This is a genomic window from Burkholderia pseudomultivorans (genome assembly GCF_902499075.1).
In the GTDB taxonomy this organism is placed as follows: Bacteria; Pseudomonadota; Gammaproteobacteria; order Burkholderiales; family Burkholderiaceae; genus Burkholderia; species Burkholderia pseudomultivorans.
In genome coordinates, this window is sequence record NZ_CABVPP010000005.1 from 63,133 (window position 1) to 86,311 (window position 23,179).

Sequence of the window (23,179 nt, forward strand, 5' to 3'; positions counted from 1 at the left end):
CTCGGGGAGGAAAGCGGTTCATGCAGTCGGTAACGGATAACAACGATCAAGCGTACGAGGGCCAGCCCGCATGGTGAATTTCAAGACGAACCGGACGTTCTCGGTCGGCGGTCCGGCGCTGCCGGACCTGGAAGGCATCGGCGCGATGCTGCACCTGAGCGCGATGCGGGGCACGGAACAGCTCTCCACGCCGTACACGTACGAACTGTGGCTGACGACACCCGCCGATCCGCGACTGCCGGCCGACATGCTCGCCAACCTCGATCTCAAGGCGATGCTCGGCAAGGAACTGACCGTCACGATCCAGCTGGACGGGATGGGCAGCTTTGTCGCGGGGATGGCAGGTCAAGCAGGCGCTGCGAACCGGGGCGCCGGCACGCGAGAAATCAGCGGCATCGTGACGGCGGCCAGCTACGTGGATCAGCTGAATCGCCAGTGCCGTTACCGCGTCGTGCTGGAGCCCTGGCTGGCACTGGCGCGCGAGCGGACCGACTATCGCATCTTCCAGCGCAAGAGCGTGCTCGACATCCTGCGCGAGGTGTTCGGTTCGTATTGGTATTCGTTCGAGATGCGCGTCGGCCGCACCTACAGGCCGCTGCGCTATCAGGTCCAGTACGGCGAATCGGACTTCGCGTTTGCCCAGCGCTTGATGGAGGAACACGGCATCGCGTGGTTCTTCGAACATTCGCAAGGCGTGCACCGCCTGGTGCTGGTCGACGGTCCGGGCGCTTACCGGAGCGTGGAAAGCGTCGCGTATCGGACGCTCGAGTACTACCCGCCCGGTCAGAAGATCGACCGCGAGCACGTCGATCGCTTCGAGGCGACGGAGCGCCTGCGGTCGGGCGTCTGGACCACCGACGATTTCGATTTCGAGAAGCCGGGCGCGACGCTGACTGCGCAGAACAGCTTGCCGCGCGAGACGGCGCACAACCGGCTCGAACGCTACGAATGGCCCGGCGACTATACGGAAACGGAGGACGGCGAGGCATTCGCGCAAGTGCGTATGGAGGAGATTCACGCGCAGGGCGCGCGAGCGCAAGGCGAGGGCAACCTGCGCAACGTGGTGTGCGGCACGACGTTCGTGCTGGCCGGCCATCCGATGGCGAGCGCCAACCGCGAGTATCTGGTGATCGCGTCGGAACTGGACGTGAAGGAAACCGGGGAGACGACGGGCGTCTCCGCCTACGCGATTCGCAGCAGGTTCACGGTGCAGCCATCCGACGTTGTATTTCGTCCGCCGCGCACGATCAGGAAACCGCGCACGCGCGGCCCGCAAACGGCGATCGTGACCGGTCCGGCGGGCGCGGAGATCTGGACCAACAAGAACGGCGAGGTGACGCTCAAGTTCCATTGGGACCGATCCGAAGTGAAGGATCAGAACTCGTCCTGCTGGGTGCGCGTGTCCTATCCGTGGGCCGGCAGCAACTTCGGCGGCATTCATATTCCGCGGGTCGGCACCGAAGTCATCGTCGATTTCGAAAACGGCGATCCGGACCGGCCGATCGTGACGGGGCGCGTCTACAACGCGATGACGATGCCGCCGTGGACGCTGCCGGCCCATGCGACGCAAAGCGGGATCCTGACGCGCTCGACCAAGGGCGGCGGATACGGCAACGCCAATGCGATCCGCTTCGAGGACAAGAAAGGAGCCGAGCAGGTCTGGATCCAGGCGGAGCGCAATCTCGATGCGGTGATCGAGGCCGACGAAACGCACACGGTCGGGCATGACCGCACGAAGCGGATCGGCCACGATGAAACGGATCAGATCGGGCGACACTGGACGCTGTCGACGGGCGGCTACAAGTTCGAGACCGTGACGCTCGCGTCGGTGAAGAGCGTGGGCATGGGCGCGATGTTCAACGTCGGGATGGCCTACAACGTCAACGTTGGCGGACTGTACCTGCGCAACGTCGGGCTGCAGATGGCAAGCACGGTGGGCCGCAGCCGCACCGACCGCGTCGTGCAGGACTGGACGGCCGATGTCGGGCACACCTATACGCTGACCGTGCGCGGCAAGGCGGTGGGCGACGCCGTGGCCGCCGATCAGGCGAATCCGATCGAGCCGTCGCCCGACTTCGCGCCGCAGCTGCCCGCACCGGTATCGAGCTCGAACGCCAACCAGCTGCGCATCGCGGATACGGGCGAGAGCAGCCTGTCGGGCGCGAAACAGACGCAGCTGATCGGGCCGGGCGGCACGGTGACGATCGACGAGTCCGGCATTCATCTGAAAGGCACGGCGATTTACCTGCAGGCGCCGACGATCAGCATGACGAACGGCAATGCAGGCGGCCTGGCGCCAGTGACCGAAGCCGACTGCGCGGAATGCGCGAAGAAGAGCGTCAGTGCGAACCCGGTGGATCTGGCGACGGGGCAGAAGGTGCTGTCGCATACGGACTTTACGTTGCCGGGCCGCGTATCGATCGACTGGAGCCGGAGCTACCGCAGCGCGGATCAGCGCCGCGGCAGTCTGGGCGTGGCGTGGAAGCTGCCGTATGCGACGGAAGTGCGCACGAGCGCGACAGGCTTGATCTACTTCGACGCGGATGGGCGGCAGTTGCAGTTTCCGGCCTTGAACGCGGGCGAAGCGCATTTCCATCCGATCGAGAAGTTCACGCTGATGCGCGGTGACGACAACGCGTCGGGCGCCACCTATGCGCTGCGTTTCGGCAATGGCGTCGAAGAGCATTACGGCCGTCACCCGGTCGACGAGACGCGCTGGCAGTTGCAACGCATCACGACGCGCGAAGGCCAGTGTCTGACGCTCGGCTATACGGCACAGGGCTGGTTGGAAACAGTTCGCAACAATGTGCATACCGTGCGCTGCGCGCTCGACGATACCGGCCGGATCACGAGCGTGTTGCTCGACCAGGGTGTCGGGAACCAGCCGCTGCACCTGACGAGCTATGTGTACGACGAGCACGGCGATCTGGTCGAGGCCACCGATCGCGAGAACCTGACGTGGCGCTACGGCTACGACAACCATCTGCTGACGACCTACCGCACGCCGGCCGGCGCGACGCACGTATCGGAGTGGAGCGACGACACGCCGAATGCATATTGCCTGCGGACCTACGCCTATACCGAAAGCGCCGGCGGGCAGCGGGTCGTCACGCGGGAGACGCGCTTCGATTACCTGCCGTCGCTGCGCGCGACGCGGGTGACGGACGGCCTCGGGCACACGACCGAATACCACTACAACGGCTTGTGGGCGGTCGAGAAGGTCGTGCATCCCGACGGCAGCGTCGAGCAGACGCATTTCGACGAGACGGGAAGCGTGGCCGGCTACACGGATGCACTCGGTCGCACGACGCGGATCGTGAACGATGCGCGCGGCAATCCGACGTCGATCATCGATCCGGCGGGCAACGTCACGCGCATCAGCTATGGCGAGCACGACCTCCCGGAACAGATTACCGACCCGGCAGGGCAGATCTGGCAGCGCGGCTACGACGCGCACGGTCACCTGAGGAGCGAAACCGATCCGCTCGGCAACGTGACGCGTTACGTCTACGAAAACGGCTTGCCCGTCGCGCGCACGGATGCATTGGGGAACGTGACGAAGATGCAATGGGACGACGCGGGCCAGCTCGTGGCGCGCACCGATTGCTCGGGACACACGACGACCTATCGCTACGACCGATTCGGCCAGTTGACCGAGACTACCGACGCGCTGGGGCAGGTGAGCCACCACAGCGGCAGCGTGTCTGCGCGCGTGACGGCGGTGCAGCCGGCCGGCATGGGCTGGTGGAAGGTCGAATACGACGAAGCGGGCCGCGCGGTTGCGCATACGGATCCGCTCAAGCGCGTGACGCGCGTGGACTGGGACGGATACGGGCAGCGAACGCAGATCGTCGATCCGGCGGGCGGGACGCAACAGTTCCGGTACGACGCGATCGGCCGTTTGACGAAGCTGACCAATGCGAACCGGGAGACGACGACGTTCCGCTATGACAGCCGCGACCGGTTGATCGAACAGACTGGCTTCGACGGCCGTCGGCAGAGCTACCGGTACAACGCGGCGGGCGAACTGGTCGAGCGTATCGATCACGGCCAGGACGGACAGATCACGACGCACGTGACCTACGATGTGCTCGGCCGTCCGGTGGAGCGACGCTCGAGCGACGGGAGTCAAGCGAGCTATCGCTACGACGAGCGCGGGCTGCTCACGCAGGCGCAGGCGATCTCGCCCGGGCGTGCGCCGGTGCAGGTGACTTACGAATACGACGCAGCGGGGCGCCGCACGGCGGAGGTGCAGGCACACCACGGGCGTGTCTGGCGCCTCACGCACGGCGTGGACGCGATCGGGAATCGCGACTGGACACACGTGCCGGACATCGGTTCGCTGGTCTGGCAGCGCTACGGCTCGGGGCATGTGCACGGCATCCTGCTCGACGAGCATCCGCTGGCGAGTTTCGAGCGCGACGCGCTGCATCGGGAAATCCGGCGTACGCAAGGTCCGGCGTCGCATCACCTCGAATATGGCGCGAATGGCCTGCTCGCGGTGCATCGCTGGCAGAACCTCGATGAACGCGGGCGCTCGCTGGAGCGTCCGCGGCCATGGCGGGCGTGGGCATACGACGACGCCGGTCAGCTGACGACGCTGGACGATGCGTGGCGCGATCAGAAGGCGTATCGGTACGACGCGCTATCGCGGCTGACGCAGGTGATGACGGCGAGCGGACCGGAAGCGTTTCACTACGATCCGGCGGGAAACCTGCTGGCTGCTGCGCCGAACGTGGAAAGCATGCAGGCGTGGAAGGCGAGCGGCGATCGCTTGCTGCGGTTTGCGCCGCAGACGCGCCCGGATCGTCCGGTGGATTTTACGTACGACGGGCATGGCAATCGCATTGCGCGGACGGTGCCGTTGCCGCCGAAGCCGGCGCTGACGGAAGCGGAGAAGCGCAGCCAGCGCGGGACGGACAACCTGCTGCGCGTGATGGAAGTGCTGACGGGGACGCCGAAGTACGAGGAGCCGTCGGAAGTGCCGGAAGTGACGCGGTATCGGTACGACGGCAGCCACCAGTTGATCGCGATCGAACATGCGGACGGCGCGAGAAGCGAGTACGAATACGACGCGCTCGGCCGGCGGGTGGCGAAGCATCACACGCCGGCGGGCGGCGTGCAGCAGACGACGCTGTTCATGTGGGACGGCGACTGGATGATGCAGGAGGTGCGCACGGGGCGCACGTCGCATGAGGACAGGGCTGTGACGTATGTGCCGCACCCGGATCATGAAGGACCGTTGACGCGGCTGGCGGATGGGCAGGCGTGGCATTACGTGACGGATCACCTGGGGACGCCGCAGGAGTTGTATGACGAACAGCGAGAAGTGGTGTGGGCGGCGGATTTGAGCGCGTATGGACGTACGGCGAGGTGGCTGACGCGTGTTGTTGACAATCCGATACGTTTTCCGGGGCAGTACCGCGATGAGGAGTCAGGGCTGCATTACAACCGGTTCAGGTACTACGATCCGATGGTGGGGCGGTATATCAATCAGGATCCGATTGGGTTGAACGGAAGCATAAACCAATACGCTTATGTCGACAGCGATCCCGCTACGTACACGGACTTTGCCGGTCTGAAAAAATTCTCAGCCAATAGTGCGCACTGTGTTGCACTGCGAAGAAAAATGCAGAATTTTCGAACTGATCTCGATAAGAGATGGGCCGACTTTGCCGTGGATCATCAAAAACTTCCTCAGCGAATCGGGCCAGGCGAACTCCTAAGCATGACGCGGCGCGGGCACATGACTCTGATCAATGATAGAGATAGTCGGCTCAGGCAATTGGAACGACGCTATATGAGCGAATGCGAAGATGAGCCGCCAACTCCACCGGCTTCTGTTGCGGTGGCGGAGAATGCATGTAAAGTCGGAATAGGTGCTGGGGCAGCGTATGCTGCGTATCGGGTAATCCGCTTGCTGCCGTCATTATTGCCGGCGGCATGGTGGACAATCCCTGCCAATCTCGCGGCCCCTTAACTAAGTTTTGTTGGCATTGGGGAAACTTGGTTGCCAGCGATAACGGAGATGGCCATGGAGCTGCAAATGTTGATTGATGAGGTCAAACGGTCGGTAAAGTCTAGAAACAGAAAGTCCTTGCGGGCGGCTTTAATAGCTTTGGATGATTCTCAACTTCTCGAGGATAATATTGAACCACAGATTTTTGACATTTATTTGTGGTTGCTGTCAGACCCTAATGCTATATCTGCACCCGGTATTGATAAGGTCTTCGTGAATTTCACTGGTGATATTCAAAAATACTCCGGCAGGCAGATATCTAAGATAATTGCAACGATTGACGAGAATCGGGTTTATTACAAATCTCAGATTTTACGAATGGCTGCCGCAGACTTTGTGGCAAGAAATGGTGACGTGACGGAGTCATTTGACGTTCTCAAGAGATGGGCCGCTGCGGCCGATGATGTTTCTCGAGAAATGGCGCACTTTGGCCTTGGCATATTGCTGGCTGGATCCCGCGTTCGTGACATTAAGATGAGAGAGAAGGCTGCGACGCTAAAAGATAGCTTAATGCATAAATAGTTATGGCGATTTGCAAATGATACGACGCGCTCGGTCGGCGAGTGGCGAAGCATCGCGCTCAGGTGGACGATGGTGATTTCTGGTGCATCTTTCGCAATTTTTCTGGGAATGGGGATTCTAAAAACTGATGATATTGATACCGATTCCCGGACGGATGGCGCGACAAAAGAATGTCCTCGGAATGACGATTGCGATCCATGCGATAAGAAACTTGGCAAGTCGCTACTAAAATCCGCGGGCGTTGCTGGACGAGAACATGAAGCAAAGCAAGACTGGATGGGCAAGAAGGCGAAAATATCAAGATGTGATTTGTGTGGGTGCAATGATGGATGAGTTGAGATTAAGGTGTAGGAGTGAAAGGGGCCCTATTTTTGCGGGAACCGCATATAAGTGGAAGTAACATATATGAGACTGATCGTTGAATTGAACGGCGTCGATCCAAAAACAGGCGAAGATATTTGTTTGTTCAAATTTGAGTCAAGCGAATATAGTCATGATTTTTTGTTGCACAAAATTAACGTGGCTCTAGACGAAGGGGGGGCGAAATACGGGGGCCGTCTCGACAGGTTGAGAGGTTTGCATGTCGAACTGTCGGTGTCGATCTCTTCGGATGAAGAGGGATTTCGGCCTGCATTTCATCTTGATGCACGAACAATTAGTAAATTAGGTGCGGCTGGCGCTTCGTTTGACTTTGATCCATATGTGTGATGTTGAGTTATGGGGTAAGCATATGGGGCGCACCGCAATATTTATATGGCCATTGGTTTCTGGTAGGAGATGGTGTGAAATATTGCGATGGAAATCGAAATGTTCGGGTTGGCGATTCTGTCCTCGTAGAAAATGGCGTAGATGGCGTTGTTGTTTGTGATTTTGAGGGCAGGGAGTATGAGCTCGGATATGAAGACTGGGCGACTGGATCTAGTGCTGTTGCGAGTGGTATACCTGAGAAAGGAATCATGGTGTCAACCGTCAAGTATGGGTTGATTTATTATGAATTTGAGGACGAGTCGATTGTTTTCGTGAAATCGAAGCAATAAGGGTGTGACGTGGAACGCGCAGGCTACCCAAACGGCGTCGAATTGTAAATCTTCTATAAACGGTAATGATATTGGCAGTTGAGTTTTTTCGCTTATTAGCATCAATGCGCTAATGACCATGCTGGCGAGCGGGTGGGCGCCATCGCGGGCCGGGGGGCGGCCGGTTCGACGACATCGCGTTCCGTCAAATGAACCACGCTGCAGCAAGGCGGGGTTTGTACTCCATCTCGACCCGAAACGGGATCACTAGTGTGCTTCGCAAGTTGCCGTATGCTGGAATGGCCGTAGCCGCCTATGAAATTCACGATGCTGTTTCTTGTGAGTGATGCTCATGGAAAACGATCTATCACCAGAATTGCGTGAATATTTAAAGCGCTGTGGTTTTTCAAAAAGAGTGATAACGAAATGTACGCTGGGTACACGTCTTTATCACGATCTCGATGTCTATGGCGATGTTGCAGAGGGGTGTATTACGGTTCTTTGTGAACAATATCATGTCGACATAAGTGGGTTTGAGTTCGATGAATATTTTCCTCCCGAATTTGTTGGTGAAAGCCCATTCATTCGCACATTGCTTTGGGCGGTGCCATTTTTGGGCTGGGCGGTAAGGCGACGCGGGGAATATGCCGCATTAACAATGAGTATGATCGACAACGCAATTAGAACCGGGCGCTGGCGCGAGGTATGAACTTTATGACTTGGTCGTGCTACGCATCTTCCGGCGCGCCGATACTTAGGTGCCGTGGTATATCAATTAGTATCCGGTTGAATTCTTTGGCGGAGGATGATGGCTATGAACACCACGGCAATGAAGATGTTTTCTGGCCGCGCTGTTGATACCGCGATGTTTCCCGGCGCCGTGGCAGGCTTTGGGGCCGCTAGGCTCGGAATCGGGAGTGGTGATGCATCGGCATGTTCAAAGAAATGCTACTGATGATCCTTTTCTAAAAATTGTGCCGGATAGGTCGGCATATATTTTGTTAATGATGTGGGTCGGCGGGTGGCCATTAATAATTGCCACCTTGTGTGTCTTGTTCGTTGGTGGGTGGCAGGCATATAAATTCTTGATTCTGTCAATCTCGATCGAACTTGTTTGTTTGCTTATATATGGCGAAATTTTATTGTTTTGAGAGATGACGTGATTGTGGTGAGGTCATTGTTTTTCACTAAGCGCATTCCGATCTCTGGGCTGGTTGGTGTGAGACTGGAGGGTGGGATGAGAAAATATACTGACAGATTCGGGCCGACGTTTAGATTGGTGTTTGTTGTTGATGTCGGCGATGTGGTGTTAAATGCGAAATTATACGATTCCAAAGATCTGGATCTAATTATAAGATTTGCGAAGAGTCGGATTTCGCGCGTCGCATGAGGATAGGCGATCGTGAGTAAAGCTGCGACATCAATTATATTGATGCTTATAGGATTGTGTCTGATTATTACATACTTTTGGATTGATAGAAGTATATCGTTGGATTATTCGAGGCAAAGTGAAGACGCAGCGAACAATGCACTGCGCGGGTTAGCGCATGTATTAGAGCAAGAGTGGCGCGGCTTGCCTGAGGCCGAGGTGCTTCGGCGATTGCAGGCCGCCTTTCCATCAAGCCCGACGGCGCGACCAATTGTCGAGAAAGAGGGGGGCGTTATTTGGCTCGACGAGATTCCATTTTATATCGATAAAGGGAGCCTAAAGAGCATAGGTCGCCGAAGAGTCAATTGACGGTTGGCTTGCACAGCATCGGCGTCATACGTCGCAGACGGATGGGATCGCCCGGGTGTTTGTGTGAAATCAACCCTTCCGGCCTGCGTCTGCGTCGGGCGTGCGATGGGGACTCAGAAAATTCCTGCGAGGGGAAATATGGACGCCTCATATTCTGAAATTATCGTTAGGGCTGAGGATGCGCTCAACTCTGGCAATACCCGCAAGACTATGGCGCTGTTGCGGCCGTTGATTGAGAAGGGCGTTCCGGCGGCGTTATTTCTGTATTCCCATTTCTGCATTTCAACTTCTGAGACCGATTCGGAGTTTGACGAGCGTCGAATCGGGATACTTCATGTGCTGAATGACCTCGGGTACGCGCCCGGTATTTATGAATTGGGCGTATGTTATGAAACAGGTGATCTGGTTGAAGTGGATAAAAATATTGCTGCTGCACTATATAAAAAGGCGGCGGAGCTAGGGTACCCGAAGGGGAAATTGAGCCACGGATTGGATTTGTACCACGGATCAGGTGGTATTAAAAAGTCCCGTGCGCTCGGTTTGAAATTCATAAGGCTGGCGATGGACGATAACGTTGAGGGAGCCGAGGTCGAGTGGCATAGGTTAAAAGGAACGCGGACATGAAGGGCGCCAGGCGGAACAGTCAACTGCATGACGACGGATTTCAACTGATGGGGATTGGCGAGGATGAAGTTATGAGTCAGTTGGTTTTTAAGATTTTTGAATCATTTAAGTGGAGAAAAAAGCCGAATATTCTTACTGGTTCAAATGAGCTGACTTGCGATGAAGTCGAGGGCGTGCGTGCTATTGGTGCATGCGAATGGAGCGAGACGACAGGCGATTTATGGGAAAAATATAACGATGTCTTGAGTTGGCTCTCTCCGGAAGCTTTTTGTTATTACATTCCGGGAGTGATGGTGAGTAGCATTAACGACAGCGAGCCAAATTTAATTGTTGTAAGTAATTTGGTTGGTATGTTGGATAGAACTCCAAATCCGGACTGGTGGGACGACTTCTTTGTTGAGAGGTGGCCGTTGCTAACAATTAAAGAATGTAATGTATTGAGGGGATGGCTGATTTGGCTCTCGTCATTTGAAAATTCGTCTATAGATAAAAATAGTTTTTATCGTGCGATCGAAACTGTGGATCTGCTAATTTCGAGAAATAAATCTTCGTAGAATTTGTGGGGTGGTTTTGGTTTATGAAATTGAGTATTAAAATTCAGCTTATGGCGGCTTTTTCGATTGTTGTGGTGGTGGGGCTGCTTTCCGCATACATGCTTGGTGGAAGTCGGTCGTATCCCGAGATGCTGGATAAATGCGTTAATAGCTGTAGTGAGCGCGGTATGTTCGGCAAGTTGGTGCGACCTGACAAGCCATATTCTCCGAGGCAGACAATCGAAGATTACGAATGCAAATGCTATTGACCGGTTTATGTGGCATCGCTGTTGTTGTCCGTTGTGATCGAAGGGGAGTGGTTGAGATTGGTTTTTTTGTTTCGCTTTTCTCGGGTCTATGAAGGGTTTTAACGTGGCTGTCCGAGTGGCCGACGTTACGTAGCAGATCACCTGCCGACGCCACAGGAACCGTACAACGAACAGCGTGAAGCGAAGTCGATAGCGGGCCCGACCGCGTATAGACGTACCGATCACGATGGCCTCATGCTTTTGATGATCCGGTGTCCGGATATGAAATAGGACAACTACTTTTTGGAGGTGATGAGACATGCCAGCCCGCGTTGCAACCCTTGGCACATTGACCACCCACGGTGGCTCGGTCACATCAGCGAGCGCAGGCGTCGCGATCAACGGACGTCCCGCGGCATGCGTAGGCGATGCGGTGTCATGCCCGCTACATGGCGCGGGCGTCATCACCAACGGCGGCGTCGGTACGATCAACGGCCGCCAAATTGCCCACCACGGCAGCGGCACGAGCTGCGGCGCGACGCTTGTCGTGTCCGACGACGGTCCGACGGTCTGACCTTGCTGCGATGAGCCGAATTTCGAGCGCGACGCAATCCGGTAGCGCGCCCAAAATCGTGTCGGCGAGAAGCGCGTCCGCACCACCGCGACGGCCAAACGGCACGTTCCTCTCCAACAGGGATCCACGACAGCAACCTGGGTCGCGCCGTAATCGTCCATTCGGGCCACTTGCGCCGCCCGAGGACGAACCGACGAGACTGGCAGCGGTACTTGGGCACCGTAACGCCTTGCTGGAAGCGGGCAGGGTGCTGCTTCGAGCATTGGTGGACATGCCCGCGCTGATCGACACCGGCCACGACGCACGCCTGCGCGACCTGCTGCTGGAAGAAGTTCGCGTATTCGAGCGCCTGTGCGTACGGGCCAACATCCGCGAGGATCACAGGATTGGCGCCCGATATTGCCTGTGCACTGCACTGGACGAAGCTGCGATGCGCGTACTGGCGGCGCGCGGCGACGCGTCGGGAAGCGTTGCATGGGCGTCAGACGCGCTGACCCAACGGATCGGCGAGGATAACCAGGGCGGCTCGAAGGTCTACGCGCTTACGCTGCGTTTGTTGGATGACGCCGCCGACCATTGGCCGTTGCTCGAACTGATCTACCGGATTTTCAGCCTGGGGTTTGAAGGCCGGTATCCGAATGGCCGGACGTTCAGCGCGCACGACCGCGTACGAGAGCGAATCTATAACGCGATTGTGGCGCATCTGCCCACCGTCCCGAACGCGCTGTCGCCCCACGCCACGACGATCGAACCAGCGCGACCGAGATCCTGTTTCGAAATGCCGGTGTGGCTGTCGGCGGCCTTGCTGTCAGCGGCGCTCTGCGCGCTGTATGTCTATTGCCGCATCGAGTCGGGCGCGCAAGCCGACGACGTGCAGCGCCAACTTTCCAACATCGCGCGCACCGCGCCATACAGCGCGATCGACCCGCCGCAGGGCGATCCGGCGCGGTAGTGCAAGCCGGATTCGATCCACCGTCCACATGAAGAAGATTCTCTCGTTTCCAAGTTCGCGTCATCTGTGGGCGGTCGTGATGGTGATCGCTGCCGTCGTCGTGATCTGGTTTGCAGGGCCACTGCTGAGTTTCGGTGGACTGAATCCGCTCGCGTCGATCGACATTCGGCTGACGTTGATCGCCTTGGTACTGGCCGCATGGGTCCTGTGGCTGATCGACTGGACGACGAGCATCGTGATCGTCGTGCTGCTCTGTCTCGCGATCTGGCATGCGTTTCCGCTGGTGACGCTGACTGGCGAACCACTGTTTGCTTCGGTAACGTTCCGCATTCTGGCAATGACCGCCGTTGTGTCCGTTTATGCCGCCGTCATGTCGATCCGATGGTGGAGGCGAATGCGCCGGCATCCGGGCCGGCTCAGACGATTGCTTCGACTCGGCAAGCGCGGCGCACGGCCGCTGGCTGCGTCGCGCTTGGCGGAAATCGAAGACATGGCCCGCGCAACGATCGCGCAGTTGAAAGCCGGCCGCGGGGCCGGCGGAGGGCTGGCTCGGCTGTTTCGAGGCGCAGCACATCTCTACGATGTGCCTTGGTATGTCGTGCTGGGCCCGAGGGGTTCGGGCAAGACCGCGATGCTGCTCAACTCGGGCTTGCCCTTTCCGCTCGACGCACGTCTTCAGCATTCACTTGCACCCAATGACGCGCGCGCCTTGCCGGGATGGTGGCTGACCAATGAGGCGGTGCTGATCGATACGGCGGGCCACTACGTGCAACACGGCACGTCGCACTACTCGCTGCCGGTGGCGTCGTCGGATGGGCCGAACGGCGGCAAGCGGAAAAATCAACCACCCGACATGGCCGCCGTTCGCAGACAGTCCGATGCCGCGGAGTGGCAGGGATTTCTTCGGCTGCTTCGCCGTATCCGGCCCCGCCTGCCGCTGAATGGCGTGCTGTTGACGATCGACGTCGCTGCGTTGGCGCATGCGAATCCCGCCGCACATACGACCGAGAGCCGCGCATTGCGGGCTCGCGTCGAGGAGATGCAAGCCGAATTCGGCACCGGGTTTCCCGTCTGGCTGGTTGTCACGAAAATGGATCGGCTTCCGGGTTTCGTCGACTATTTCGCTTCGCTCGGGGAAACGCAGCGTGCGCAGATTTTGGGCGTGGCGCTCGGGTCCGACCTGCAGGTGCGGATGAACGACGCGATCAGAACGGAACTGAATCTGCTTGCCACGCGTCTGGCCGATAGTGTCACCGGTCTGCTTCGCAACGAAACCGATATGGACCGCCGGCGCCGTCTTTCGGCGTTGCCCGAATCGGTTGCGGCACTGGTGAACCCGTTGGCCGACCTGATCGAGCACGTGTTCGCCAGGGACCACAACGGTGGCCCGACCGAACCACGTGCGATGTTCCGAGGCGTTTACCTGACGAGTGCATCCCAGGGTGATCATCCGGTCGCTGCGGAACGTCGAACGCTATTGCGACGCATGATCGACGCATCCGGCACAACACGAAGGAACCCTCGGCCGGCGCATGGCGAAACCAGCTACTTCCTGCGTGATTTGTGGTCCGGGATCGTGTTTCGCGAAGGGCATCTCGCGATCCCGAACCGGAATCGTGAGCATCGGGCACGACTGCAGCGGTGGCTGGGACACTCGCTCGTGTGGCTGATTGCCGCCGGATTATGCGCGAATCTTTGGAACGGCTTCGTTGCGGAGCGAACATCTCTTGCAACGCTGGGACAAAAGGCACGGTCACTCGCCGCGTTACTCGCACGAAACGACTTTTCCGACGATCCGGAACGTGTGCCGATGATATTGGACCATGCGAAAGATTTGCTGCATGACGCGACGCATCTCGCCACCGATGCTGACGGTACGTTTCGTTTTGCAACCGCCCGCCTCGAGACGATCGCGTCCGGCAGCCGCCATGTGTACGCGGCACTGTCGGAACAGGCCGTGTTGCCGCACATCGTCCGCCGCATAGAGGACGCGATCGTTAGCGCCGTGGCGATCGGCGATGCCCAAGCCGCTTACGACGCGTTGCGCGTGTACCTGATGCTCCACGACCGAGGGCGGTTCAACGCGAACGACATCAGGATGTGGGTGCTGGACGACTGGGCGCGGCACGACAGCGCGGCGGCATTCGGCGGACGCGCCGCTATGATCGGCCACGTCCAGCGGCTGTTTACCGAGGGACATGTCGTGCGCTCGCCACTGTCCCGTAACGATGCCTTGATTCGGCAGGCACGTGTCTTTCTCGACCGCAGCGACCCGGTTGAACGTCTTTACCGGCGCGCCAAGGCGGCCATGTGGAACGACGCGCCGGACGAATTTTCGCTGCTGCGGATGGTTGGAACGCAGGCCGGCATGGTGTTTACGCGCCTCAGCGGAGCGCCCTTATCCGGCGGCGTGCCGGGAATCTTTACGCGAGAAGGCTATCAGGCGGTGTTCAGCAAACGCTTGCCTGAATTCCTTCGGGCGGCAAGCGACGATGACGCCTGGGTAATGGGACGTCGAACGTCGGGCGACTCTGGCAAAAATTCCGCTGGCACATTGAGCGTCCCGAACCGGCACGACGACGCCCTGTTGGCAGCCGTTACGCGCCGGTACCTGCTCGAGTATGCGCAACAATGGGATGCGTTCCTCAGCGACATCCGTGTCGTGAGCGGAACGAGTTTCGCCTTCAACCTCAAGATACTGCGAACCCTCGCCGCGCCAGATTCACCGCTGACTCGTCTGGTCCGGGCGGCGGTAAACGAAACGACGCTGACACAGCCAATGGCGAAGCCGGACGGCCCCTTCCTCGCAAAAGCAACCGACACGATCAACCAGAAAGCCGAGACGATACTGGGGCCTCGTGCATCGGAACAGCTTGAACGCGAGTGGGTCGATCGTCATTTCGCGGCGTTGCGCGAAGTCGTGACGGGCCATGCCGATACACGCTCGGATACGCAGCCGGTCGAAACGCCGGCGGGAAGAACGGCCCTGGACGGAATCGCCGATCTGTTGAACGACTACTACTCGGCGCTCGCGATTGCCGACAATGCGCTGCTGAACAACAGCATGCCGCCGGAAAGCGAGCACGCCGCGAAGCTCAAGATGATGGCCGATACGATGCCCGCGCCGTTGCGGGCAGTGCTGCATCAACTCGCCGTCGACGGCTCGCGCGGGATCAATCAGGGCATCGGCCAGTTGCTGTCGCGCCAGATGCAGGCCGCAGTCGGGGATACCTGTCGAACGACGATCGAAGGCAACTACCCGTTCTCGCCCGATAGCAGCCGCGACGTCGGCATCGACGATTTCACGCGGATGTTTGCGCACGGAGGCGTGATCGACGACTTCTTCACGAGAACGCTAGCCCCGTTCGTCGATACCGCCGCGAAACCGTGGCGCTACCGGACCCTGCCCGGCGCGACCGAACCCGTTCAAGGGCCGGACCTCGCGCCATTCGAGCATGCCAAGGCAATCCGCGACATTTTCTTCAACGATGTTGACCGCAAGCGGCCGAGCTGGAAGGTCGACATCCGCATCCCTGAACTCGATCCGACGATCATGAGCCTGTCGCTCGACATCGACGGACAGACGACGCGTTATCGACATGGCCCGGTCGCGCCTTTTACGGTGACCTGGCCGGGACCGCGTGGTGGCGTCTACGCCCGGCTCGTCGCGAGCCCGAGCATCCGGCCGGACACATCGACAATCGCAGCGGACGGACCATGGGCGCTGATGCGCTTGCTTCGGAAGGGGCGCGTAATCGAGACGGCCACACCGGGCCGCACGCGCGTGGTGTTTAGCTTCGACGGTCGCGAAGCGGCGCTCGACGTCGCAAGCGCAGGAAGTGTTGCCAACCCGTTGACGACCGATGTGCTGGCGACGTTCCGCTGTCCTGGCACGATGGCGATGTTCAACCTGCCGGATAGCGGCCCGCCGCCGGGATTGCCGCACGGCAGGTTGACGGCAATGCCTGACAGCGGGCTTTGAGAGAGTAGCGAGCGTCGAGGCCGCCGACCTTACTGCGCTGCCGGACCGCTCGCCGGCACGGTCGGCACGGCCGGCGCGATCGGGGCGCCGCTGGCGGCCGGCGCCGTCGTCGAGCCGGCCGGTGCGGTGGCCGACGCAGCAGCGGGTGCGCTGGCCGGCGTCGCCGTGTCCGCACCCGGATCGTTGTACTGCGGCAGGCCCGGCGCAGCCGGCGCATTGCCGGGCGCGGCGCCCGTTCCGCCGCCCGATTCGCCCGGATCCTCGTAGTTCGGCAGCCCCGGCGCGGCCGGCGTCGCCCCCGGCACCGCGCCCGCTTCGCCCGGCTCGCTGTAGCTCGGCAGCCCGGCCGACGACTGGCCGTGATACGTGAGCGACTTGCGCTGCTGCAGGTACGCGTCGCGGACGAACGAGTACGGATCGAGCGCAGCCTGCTTCAGCAGGTCGGTCGCGCCGAGCAGGTCCGAACGCGCGCTGATGAACTGCGCGATGTACATCGGGTTGCGCACGGCCGGCTCGATGTAGTTGAGCAGGTTGAAGCGCACGTCGACCGCGCGGCCGACGCCGTCGCGGAACGTGCTCGGCCCGAACACCGGCAGCACGAGGTACGGACCCGACGGCACGCCCCAGCGCGCGAGCGTCAGCCCGAAGTCCTGGTGATGCTTCGGCAGCCCGGCCGGCGTCGCGATGTCGATCAGGCCGCCGACGCCGAACACCGAGTTCATCGCGACGCGCATCAGATCCTGCGTCGCATCGGTGATGCGCAGCTGCAACAGGTTGTTCGCCATGTTGCCGAGATCGCCGAGGTTCGAGAAGAAGTTGCTGATCGCGGTGCGCACGGGCGTCGGCGTGATCTTCTGGTAACCCTTCGCGATCGGCACCGCGATGTTGGAGTCGACGGCGTCGTTGAACTTGTACATCGTCCGGTTCATCGGCTCGAGCGGGTCGTTCGGGTTGCGGTTGGGGCCCGTCGCGCAACCGGCCAGCATTGCGCTTGCGGCGACCGTCGCCGCGATGATTCGCACCTTATTCATTGATTCCTTGCGATTGGTTCTTCGCGCGCTTCACGCGCGGTTTGCCCATCAGAACGGGCTGGAATACCACGGCGCCGATCAGCGTGCAGGTCAGCGCGAGCGCCAGCAGCTTGCCCATGCTGGAGGTGCCCGGATGATGCGACAGCCACAGGCTGCCGAATGCGGTCGCCGTCGTCGCGGCGCTGAACAGCACCGCGTGCGTGAGGCTCGAATGCAGCAGGCCGGTTTGTCCCGCGCGCCACGCCATCACGAAATAGACCTTGAACGCGACGCCGACGCCGAGCATCAGCGGCAGCGCGATGATGTTCGCGAAGTTCAGCGACATGCCGAGCACCACGCACATCTCGAGCGTCACGATGCCCGACACGAGCAGCGGCACCAGCGTGCGCAGCACGTCGCCGAAGCGGCGCAGCGTGATCCACAGCAGGATCGTGATCGAGAGGATCGACCACAGCGCCGCATGCAGGAACGCGTTGATGATCGTGTCGGCCGAGTGCAGGATCGAGATCGGCCCGCCGATCGCGCCCGGCTCGGCGGTTTTCACGGCCGTCGCGAAACGGCGCAGCATCGTGTCGTCGTTCGGGTCGACGCCCTTCGGCACTTTCGGCGAAATCTGCACGAGCGCATGGCCGTCCGGTGCGATCCAGTCGCGCACGAGCTGCGGCGGCAGCGAATCGCGCGTGATGTCCTGCGGCTGCAGCAGCGCCGCAAGCTGGTTCAGCGCGATGCGCAGCGTGTCGGAGAACGCGCGCTCCGCGCGGTCGCGCGTCGCGCTGTCGGCGGCGGCGAGCTTCGCGAGCGATTGCGACAGGTGCTGCGCGGCGGCCGCGCCCGGGCCGGGATGGTCCTCGGCCGCGTAGCCGAGCAGGTCCGACACGCGCTTGAGCGCGGCCACCCGTTGCGCGTCGGTGGCCGGCGGCGCGGCCGGTTGCGTCAGCGCAGGCAGCAACTCGCTCGCGGCCGCGGCGATCGCCGCGCGCTTTTGCGGCTGGTCGGCGGGAATGAAGGTCGACAGCGTCGTCGTGCGGCCGACTTCGGGCAGCGCGTCGAGGCGTTTCGCGGCCGCGTCGGCTGCTGCGAGCGACGGCGCGAGCAGCGTGACGTCGTTGACGGCCGCCTCGGGCGAATCCTTCAGCGCGAGCAGCGTCGCCATCGATTCGCTGTGCGGGTCCTTCAGGTGCAGCGGGTTGAAGTCGAAGCGCAGGAACGTGAGCAGCGGCAACGCGCCGATCACGACCGCGAGCGTGCCGATCAGGATCGGCTTGCGATGACGGTCGAGGAAATCGTCGACCGGCGCGAGCCACGGGAAGCCCGGCGTCTTCGATTCGCCCGGCGGCGCGAACAGGCGCAGCAGCGCCGGCAGCAGCGTGAGCGTGGTCAGCAGCGCGACGAACATGCCGACGCCGGCGATCAGGCCGAGCTCGGACACGCCGCGATACGCGGTCGGGATGAACGAGAAGAAGCTCGCCGCGACGGCGGTGGTCGCGAGCGCGAGCGGCATGCCCATCGAGTGCGCGGCGCCGATCAGCGCGTGATCGATGCGCGCGTCGCGAAAGCGTTCCTCGCGATACTTGACGCCGTACTGGATCGAGAAGTCGACGCCGAGGCCGACGAACAGCACCATGAACGCGACCGAAATCATGTTCAGCGAGCCGACCATCGCGAGGCCCAGCGCCGCGGTGACGACGAGGCCGACGAACAGCGTGACGAGCACCGAGCCGATCATCCGCTTCGAGCGCAGCGCGAGCCACAGGATGCCCAGCACGACGAGCAGCGTGAGCACGCCGTTGAGCGCCGCGCCGTCCTCGACCGACGCGAATTCGTCGTCGGCGAGCGGCTGTTCGCCGGTCAGGCGCACGACCGCGCCGTAGCGTTTCTCGAGGTCGAGCGCGCGGGCCGCGTCGCGGATCACCTGGCTCGTTTCCGCACCGGCCTTCAGCGCGCCGTAGTTGACGACCGGCTGCACGGTGACGAACGCGCGCGCGGGCTGTCGCGCGGCATCGTTGTCGACCAGCGCGCGCCACGAGAATGCGGCGGGCCGGCCGGCCAGCACGTCGTCGACGGTTGCGGCGCTGCGTGCGAGCAGCTTGGCCATCGCGGGCAGTTTCACCTGGCCGGTCAGCAGCGGCTGGCCGAGCGTCGTCGACAGCGTCGTCGCGAGCCCCGTGAGGCTCGGGTTCTTCGCGAGCTCGTTGACGAGCGGACGCGCGCTGGCGAGTTGCGACGTGGTGTCGGCGACTTCCTGCGGCGACAGGAACAGCAAGCCGTTGTGCTCGAAGAACGGGCCGCCGCCGGGCTCGGCGACCTGGCCGATGCGGCCGGCGTCGGTCTGTTTCTGCAGGGACTCGGTCAGCGCCTGCGCGGCGGCGTTCGCAAATTCGGGCGCGGGCGCCTCGACGACCGCGAGGATCGTGCCGTTGCGTTGCGGGAACGCGCGGTCGACCGCCTGGCCGAGCGCGGCCCACTGCGGCTCCGCGTCGACGAGCTTGCTGATGTCGGTGTTGATCTGGAAGTGACGCGCAACGTAGACGCCGCTGAACGCGGCGATCACGAGCGACAGCACGACGACCCAGACGGGGCGTCGCACCGACCACGCGACGAGTCGGACGATGAGAGATGTCACCATGTGGCGGTGGGGAGGGGCTGCAAGGGCAAAGTAGCCAAGTATACCGGCGCAGCGTGGCGAGAGTCGCGACGTTCGGGTATTCGGGGGCCGGAATGAGAATTGCGCCGCGGCGATGGAATCGATGCGGTAGCGGCCGTTTTTGTATGGGGATATTTACATAATCGTCGGAATTGCCGCACGGCGACCGCTGTGACAAAAGGGGTGCAAAGGTAACAGTCGGTCACCGCGCGCCAGCCCGCCGTCAGGCCCGGTATACTTTGCTGCATCAGCCGGCGCAATGAGTCGGCCGTTTTTTCTCATCGAGTGCGATATCCGTATGAAACGTCATCTGTTTGCTTTCGTCGCGGCGGCCGCCGTGTCGGTTTCCGCTTTCGCGCAGAGCGCGCCGGTCGACATCGTCCGCAATGCGGTCGAGGGCACCGTCAATGCGATGAAGGCCGATCCGGCCGCGCGCGGCGGCGACATGGCGAAGGTCACGCAGGTCGTCGAGCAGCGCTTCCTGCCCGCGACGAACTTCGAGCGCACGACCCGCATCGCGGTCGGCGACGCGTGGAAGCAGGCGACCCCGCAACAGCAGCAGGAGCTGTACAAGCAGTTCCGGCTGCTGATGACGCGCACCTACGCGGCGTCGCTCGCGCAGCTCGGCAACCAGGACGCGAAGTTCTCGTTCAAGGCCGGCGGCGCGTCGGGCGCGGACGCGCTCGTGCAGTCGACGGTGACGACGCCGGGCGACAGCCAGTCGGTCGGCTATCGTCTGGGCAAGGTCGGCAGCGACTGGAAGATCTACGACATCGACATGTCGGGCGCGTGGCTGATCCAGGTCTATCAGGGCCAGTTCAAGAGCCAGCTCGCATCGGGCGGGATCGACGGGCTGATCGCCTACCTGCAGAAGCACAACGCGCGGACGAACTGAGCGCCGGGCGGTTTTACCGATGCCGAGAAGGAGAAGACGCCCGACGGCGTCTTTTTCTTTTTGGGGAGCCGGACAAGCGCGTTACGCGCGGCGGCGCGCCGGGGCCTCGATGCCGAGCATCCGCAGGCAGTCGCCGACGACGGCCTCGACGAACGCGTGGCGATCGGTTTGGGGCGCCGCGATGAGGTGATCGGTCGCGCCATGCACGCCGGCGTAGATCAGCAGCGCCGTGACCTGCGGATGCGCGAGCCGCCACGCACCCGCCTGCGCGCCGCCTTCGAGAATCGCGCCGAGCTGGTCGAGGATCGCGTTTCGGTCGGGATTCGCGCGGTCGTGGTGATGGTGGTTCGTGTAGACGATGTCGTGCGTGCGGTAGGTCGCCGCGTAGGTGTCGATGCTGGCGCGGATCCACGCGCGCAGGCGGCCCAGCCAGTCGTCGGCGTCGCACGCGTCGACCGCTTGCCGCAGGCGCTCGAGGAACGACGCCGTATAGCGCTGCGCGAGCGCGGCCAGCATGTCGGCCTTCGAATCGAAGTAGTGATAGAAGGTGCCCTTCGCGACCTGCGCATGCTCGACGATCTCGCTGATCGTGGTCGCCTCCACCCCCTGCGCCAGAAACAGCTTTTCGGCAGCGGCCATCAACTCGTCGAGGCGGACCTCGGCCGGCTTGGTGCGCGGCGTCCTGACCGCCGGTGCGTCGTCTTTCGCTGTCCTTGTCCTGTCCGTCATTGCGCGGCTCAATGCCTGTTCATGCAGAGCCCGCAGTTTAGGCCAGCCCCGCCGCCGCGGCCAATGTGCTCCATTGACCGACGGTCAGTCGATATGTAAGATGAGAACCATTCTCATTTTCCGTCCCTCGCGGGCCGATCGTCATGCACCGCTATCGTCGCGCCGCGCTCGTTCTGGCCGCCTGTCTCGGGACCTTCCTCGCCACGCTGGACATCAGCATCGTCAACGTCGCGCTGCCGACCTTGCAGACGGCGCTCGACACCGACATCGGGGGCCTGCAGTGGGTCGTCAACGCGTATGCGCTGGCGCTGTCGGCGTTCATGCTGTCGGCCGGGCCGCTCGGCGATCGTTACGGGCACCGGCGCGTATGGCTCGGCAGCGTGATCCTGTTTACGGCCGGATCGGTGGTGTGCGCGTGTGCGGGGAGCATCGAGCCGCTGCTGGCCGGCCGGGCGATCCAGGGGCTCGCGGGCGCACTGCTGATTCCCGGCGCGATGCCGATCCTCACGCATGCGTTTCCCGACGCGCGTGAACGCGCCCGCGTGATCGGCGCGTGGTCCGCCTTCAGCGCGCTCGCGTTGATCGTCGGGCCGTTGCTGGGCGGCCTGCTCGTCGAGCATGGCGGCTGGCAGAACATCTTCCTGGTCAACGTACCGATCGGCTTCGCGGCCGTGCTGCTTGGCGCGTGGGGGATTCCGGAGCGCCGCCATCCCGAGCATGCCGCGTTCGATCCGATCGGGCAGGCGCTGAGCGTGATCTGGCTCGGGCTGCTGACTTACGGGTTGATCGGCCTAGGCGAAGCCGGCACGTCGCGCGTCGAGGTGCTGGCGACGCTCGCGGTCGCCGCACTGGCGTTCGTTGCCTTCGTCCGCGTCGAAGCGCGCGTCGCGCGGCCGCTGCTGCCGGTCTGGCTGTTTCGCGACCGGCGGCTGGCGCGCGCCAATCTCGCATCGTTCGCGCTCGGCTTCTCGGGCTACAGCAGCCTGTTCTTCCTGTCGCTGTTCCTGCAGCAGGCGCAGGGGCGAGCGCCCGCCGAGGCCGGCTGGCAGCTGATGCCGCAGTTCGTGATGACGGCGCTCACGTCGCTGCTGTTCGGACGTATCGCGGCGCGCATTCCGCTGCACCGGCTGATGGTGGTCGGCTACGCGCTGATCGGCGTCGTGCTTGCGGCGATGGCCGGATTCGGCGCACGGACGCATTATCTGCCGGTCGGCATCGCGCTGGCGCTGCTCGGCATCGGCATGGGACTCGCGGTGCCCGCGACCGGCATGACCGTGATGGACCGGGCGCCTGCCGAGCGCGCGGGGATGGCCTCGGCGACGATGAACGCGCTGCGGCAGGCCGGGATGAGCCTCGGCATCGCGGTGCTCGGCAGCGCGATGAGCGTTGGCGCCGTGCAGCGGATGACGGCGGCAATGCAGGCGGCCGGCGCGACCGACGCCGCGACGCTGGCGCGGCAGGCGGTGCATGCGCATCTGTTCCCGGCGGGCCGGCCGCAGATGCTCGGCGCGTATCGGGATGCGATGTCGCACGGATTTTCGATCGCGGCGGGATGCTCGGGGATCCTTTGCATCGCGGTGGCGGCGATGCTGCTGATGCAGCGGGAAAGCGCGGTGCGGACAGGCGTCGGCGCGGCGCTGGGCCCGGCCTCCTCCCGGCCGGAATGACGTGG

The 23,179-nt window shown here is 61.9% G+C and carries 16 protein-coding genes; 13 read left to right on the forward strand and 3 right to left on the reverse strand.

All coding sequences use genetic code 11. The features are described 5' to 3' along the window. Window positions 1-70 precede the first annotated feature (70 nt). The 11 genes from tssI to tssM all read left to right on the forward strand — a co-directional run bounded on the left by tssI (window position 71) and on the right by tssM (window position 16,208). The gene (gene tssI, locus BST28156_RS05985; protein WP_217451807.1) at window positions 71-5,980 is read left to right on the forward strand and encodes a type VI secretion system tip protein TssI/VgrG; all 5,910 of its coding nucleotides are present in this window, start codon (window positions 71-73) and stop codon (window positions 5,978-5,980) included. Between the two features lie 54 nt (window positions 5,981-6,034). Beyond that, window positions 6,035-6,541 carry a hypothetical protein gene (locus BST28156_RS05990; protein ID WP_174901691.1) on the forward strand — a complete coding sequence of 169 codons (507 nt, stop codon included), beginning with the start codon at window positions 6,035-6,037 and terminating at the stop codon, window positions 6,539-6,541. A gap of 405 nt (window positions 6,542-6,946) precedes the next feature. After that, entirely contained in the window at window positions 6,947-7,249 is a 303-nt protein-coding gene (locus tag BST28156_RS05995) for a hypothetical protein (RefSeq protein ID WP_174901692.1), read from the forward strand. 74 nt (window positions 7,250-7,323) lie between these two features. Further along, window positions 7,324-7,578 carry a hypothetical protein gene (locus BST28156_RS06000; RefSeq protein WP_174901693.1) on the forward strand — a complete coding sequence of 85 codons (255 nt, stop codon included), beginning with the start codon at window positions 7,324-7,326 and terminating at the stop codon, window positions 7,576-7,578. A 331-nt stretch (window positions 7,579-7,909) separates the two neighbouring features. After that, window positions 7,910-8,266, forward strand: a complete 357-nt coding sequence (locus BST28156_RS06005) for a DUF1493 family protein (RefSeq protein ID WP_174901694.1) — start codon at window positions 7,910-7,912, stop codon at window positions 8,264-8,266. 693 nt (window positions 8,267-8,959) lie between these two features. Continuing rightward, window positions 8,960-9,295, forward strand: a complete 336-nt coding sequence (locus BST28156_RS06010; RefSeq protein ID WP_174901695.1) for an Imm58 family immunity protein — start codon at window positions 8,960-8,962, stop codon at window positions 9,293-9,295. Between the two features lie 63 nt (window positions 9,296-9,358). Beyond that, window positions 9,359-9,919, forward strand: coding sequence for a tetratricopeptide repeat protein (locus tag BST28156_RS06015; RefSeq protein WP_174901696.1), 561 nt, complete (start codon window positions 9,359-9,361; stop codon window positions 9,917-9,919). Then, window positions 9,916-10,473 carry a hypothetical protein gene (locus BST28156_RS06020; protein ID WP_155640281.1) on the forward strand — a complete coding sequence of 186 codons (558 nt, stop codon included), beginning with the start codon at window positions 9,916-9,918 and terminating at the stop codon, window positions 10,471-10,473. The genes BST28156_RS06015 and BST28156_RS06020 overlap by 4 nt, the downstream gene beginning before the upstream one ends. A 546-nt stretch (window positions 10,474-11,019) precedes the next feature. Then, on the forward strand, window positions 11,020-11,274 hold the full coding sequence (locus BST28156_RS06025; protein ID WP_174901697.1) for a PAAR domain-containing protein: 255 nt from the start codon (window positions 11,020-11,022) through the stop codon (window positions 11,272-11,274). Window positions 11,275-11,284: 10 nt separating this feature from the next. Beyond that, the gene (icmH, locus tag BST28156_RS06030; protein ID WP_174901698.1) at window positions 11,285-12,226 is read left to right on the forward strand and encodes a type IVB secretion system protein IcmH/DotU; all 942 of its coding nucleotides are present in this window, start codon (window positions 11,285-11,287) and stop codon (window positions 12,224-12,226) included. Between the two features lie 28 nt (window positions 12,227-12,254). Beyond that, on the forward strand, window positions 12,255-16,208 hold the full coding sequence (gene tssM / locus BST28156_RS06035; RefSeq protein ID WP_174901699.1) for a type VI secretion system membrane subunit TssM: 3,954 nt from the start codon (window positions 12,255-12,257) through the stop codon (window positions 16,206-16,208). A 29-nt stretch (window positions 16,209-16,237) separates the two neighbouring features. Here the strand turns inward: tssM and BST28156_RS06040 are convergent, their stop codons facing one another. Both BST28156_RS06040 and hpnN read right to left on the reverse strand, forming a co-directional pair. After that, on the reverse strand, window positions 16,238-17,239 hold the full coding sequence (locus BST28156_RS06040; protein ID WP_174901700.1) for an MlaA family lipoprotein: 1,002 nt from the start codon (window positions 17,237-17,239) through the stop codon (window positions 16,238-16,240). Next, window positions 17,232-19,865, reverse strand: coding sequence for a hopanoid transporter HpnN (gene hpnN / locus BST28156_RS06045; RefSeq protein WP_174901701.1), 2,634 nt, complete (start codon window positions 19,863-19,865; stop codon window positions 17,232-17,234). The genes BST28156_RS06040 and hpnN overlap by 8 nt, the downstream gene beginning before the upstream one ends. A gap of 316 nt (window positions 19,866-20,181) precedes the next feature. Between hpnN and BST28156_RS06050 the strand changes: the two genes are divergently transcribed. Continuing rightward, entirely contained in the window at window positions 20,182-20,778 is a 597-nt protein-coding gene (locus BST28156_RS06050; protein WP_060240360.1) for an MlaC/ttg2D family ABC transporter substrate-binding protein, read from the forward strand. An 81-nt stretch (window positions 20,779-20,859) separates the two neighbouring features. On the opposite strand, the gene BST28156_RS06055 is transcribed toward BST28156_RS06050, so the two are convergent. Then, the gene (locus BST28156_RS06055) at window positions 20,860-21,507 is read right to left on the reverse strand and encodes a TetR/AcrR family transcriptional regulator (RefSeq protein ID WP_060240362.1); all 648 of its coding nucleotides are present in this window, start codon (window positions 21,505-21,507) and stop codon (window positions 20,860-20,862) included. A 143-nt stretch (window positions 21,508-21,650) separates the two neighbouring features. On the opposite strand from BST28156_RS06055, the gene BST28156_RS06060 reads away from it, so the two are divergent. Further along, window positions 21,651-23,174 (forward strand): MFS transporter, encoded by a 1,524-nt coding sequence (locus tag BST28156_RS06060; protein WP_174901702.1) that lies wholly within the window; start codon window positions 21,651-21,653, stop codon window positions 23,172-23,174. Window positions 23,175-23,179 lie beyond the last annotated feature (5 nt).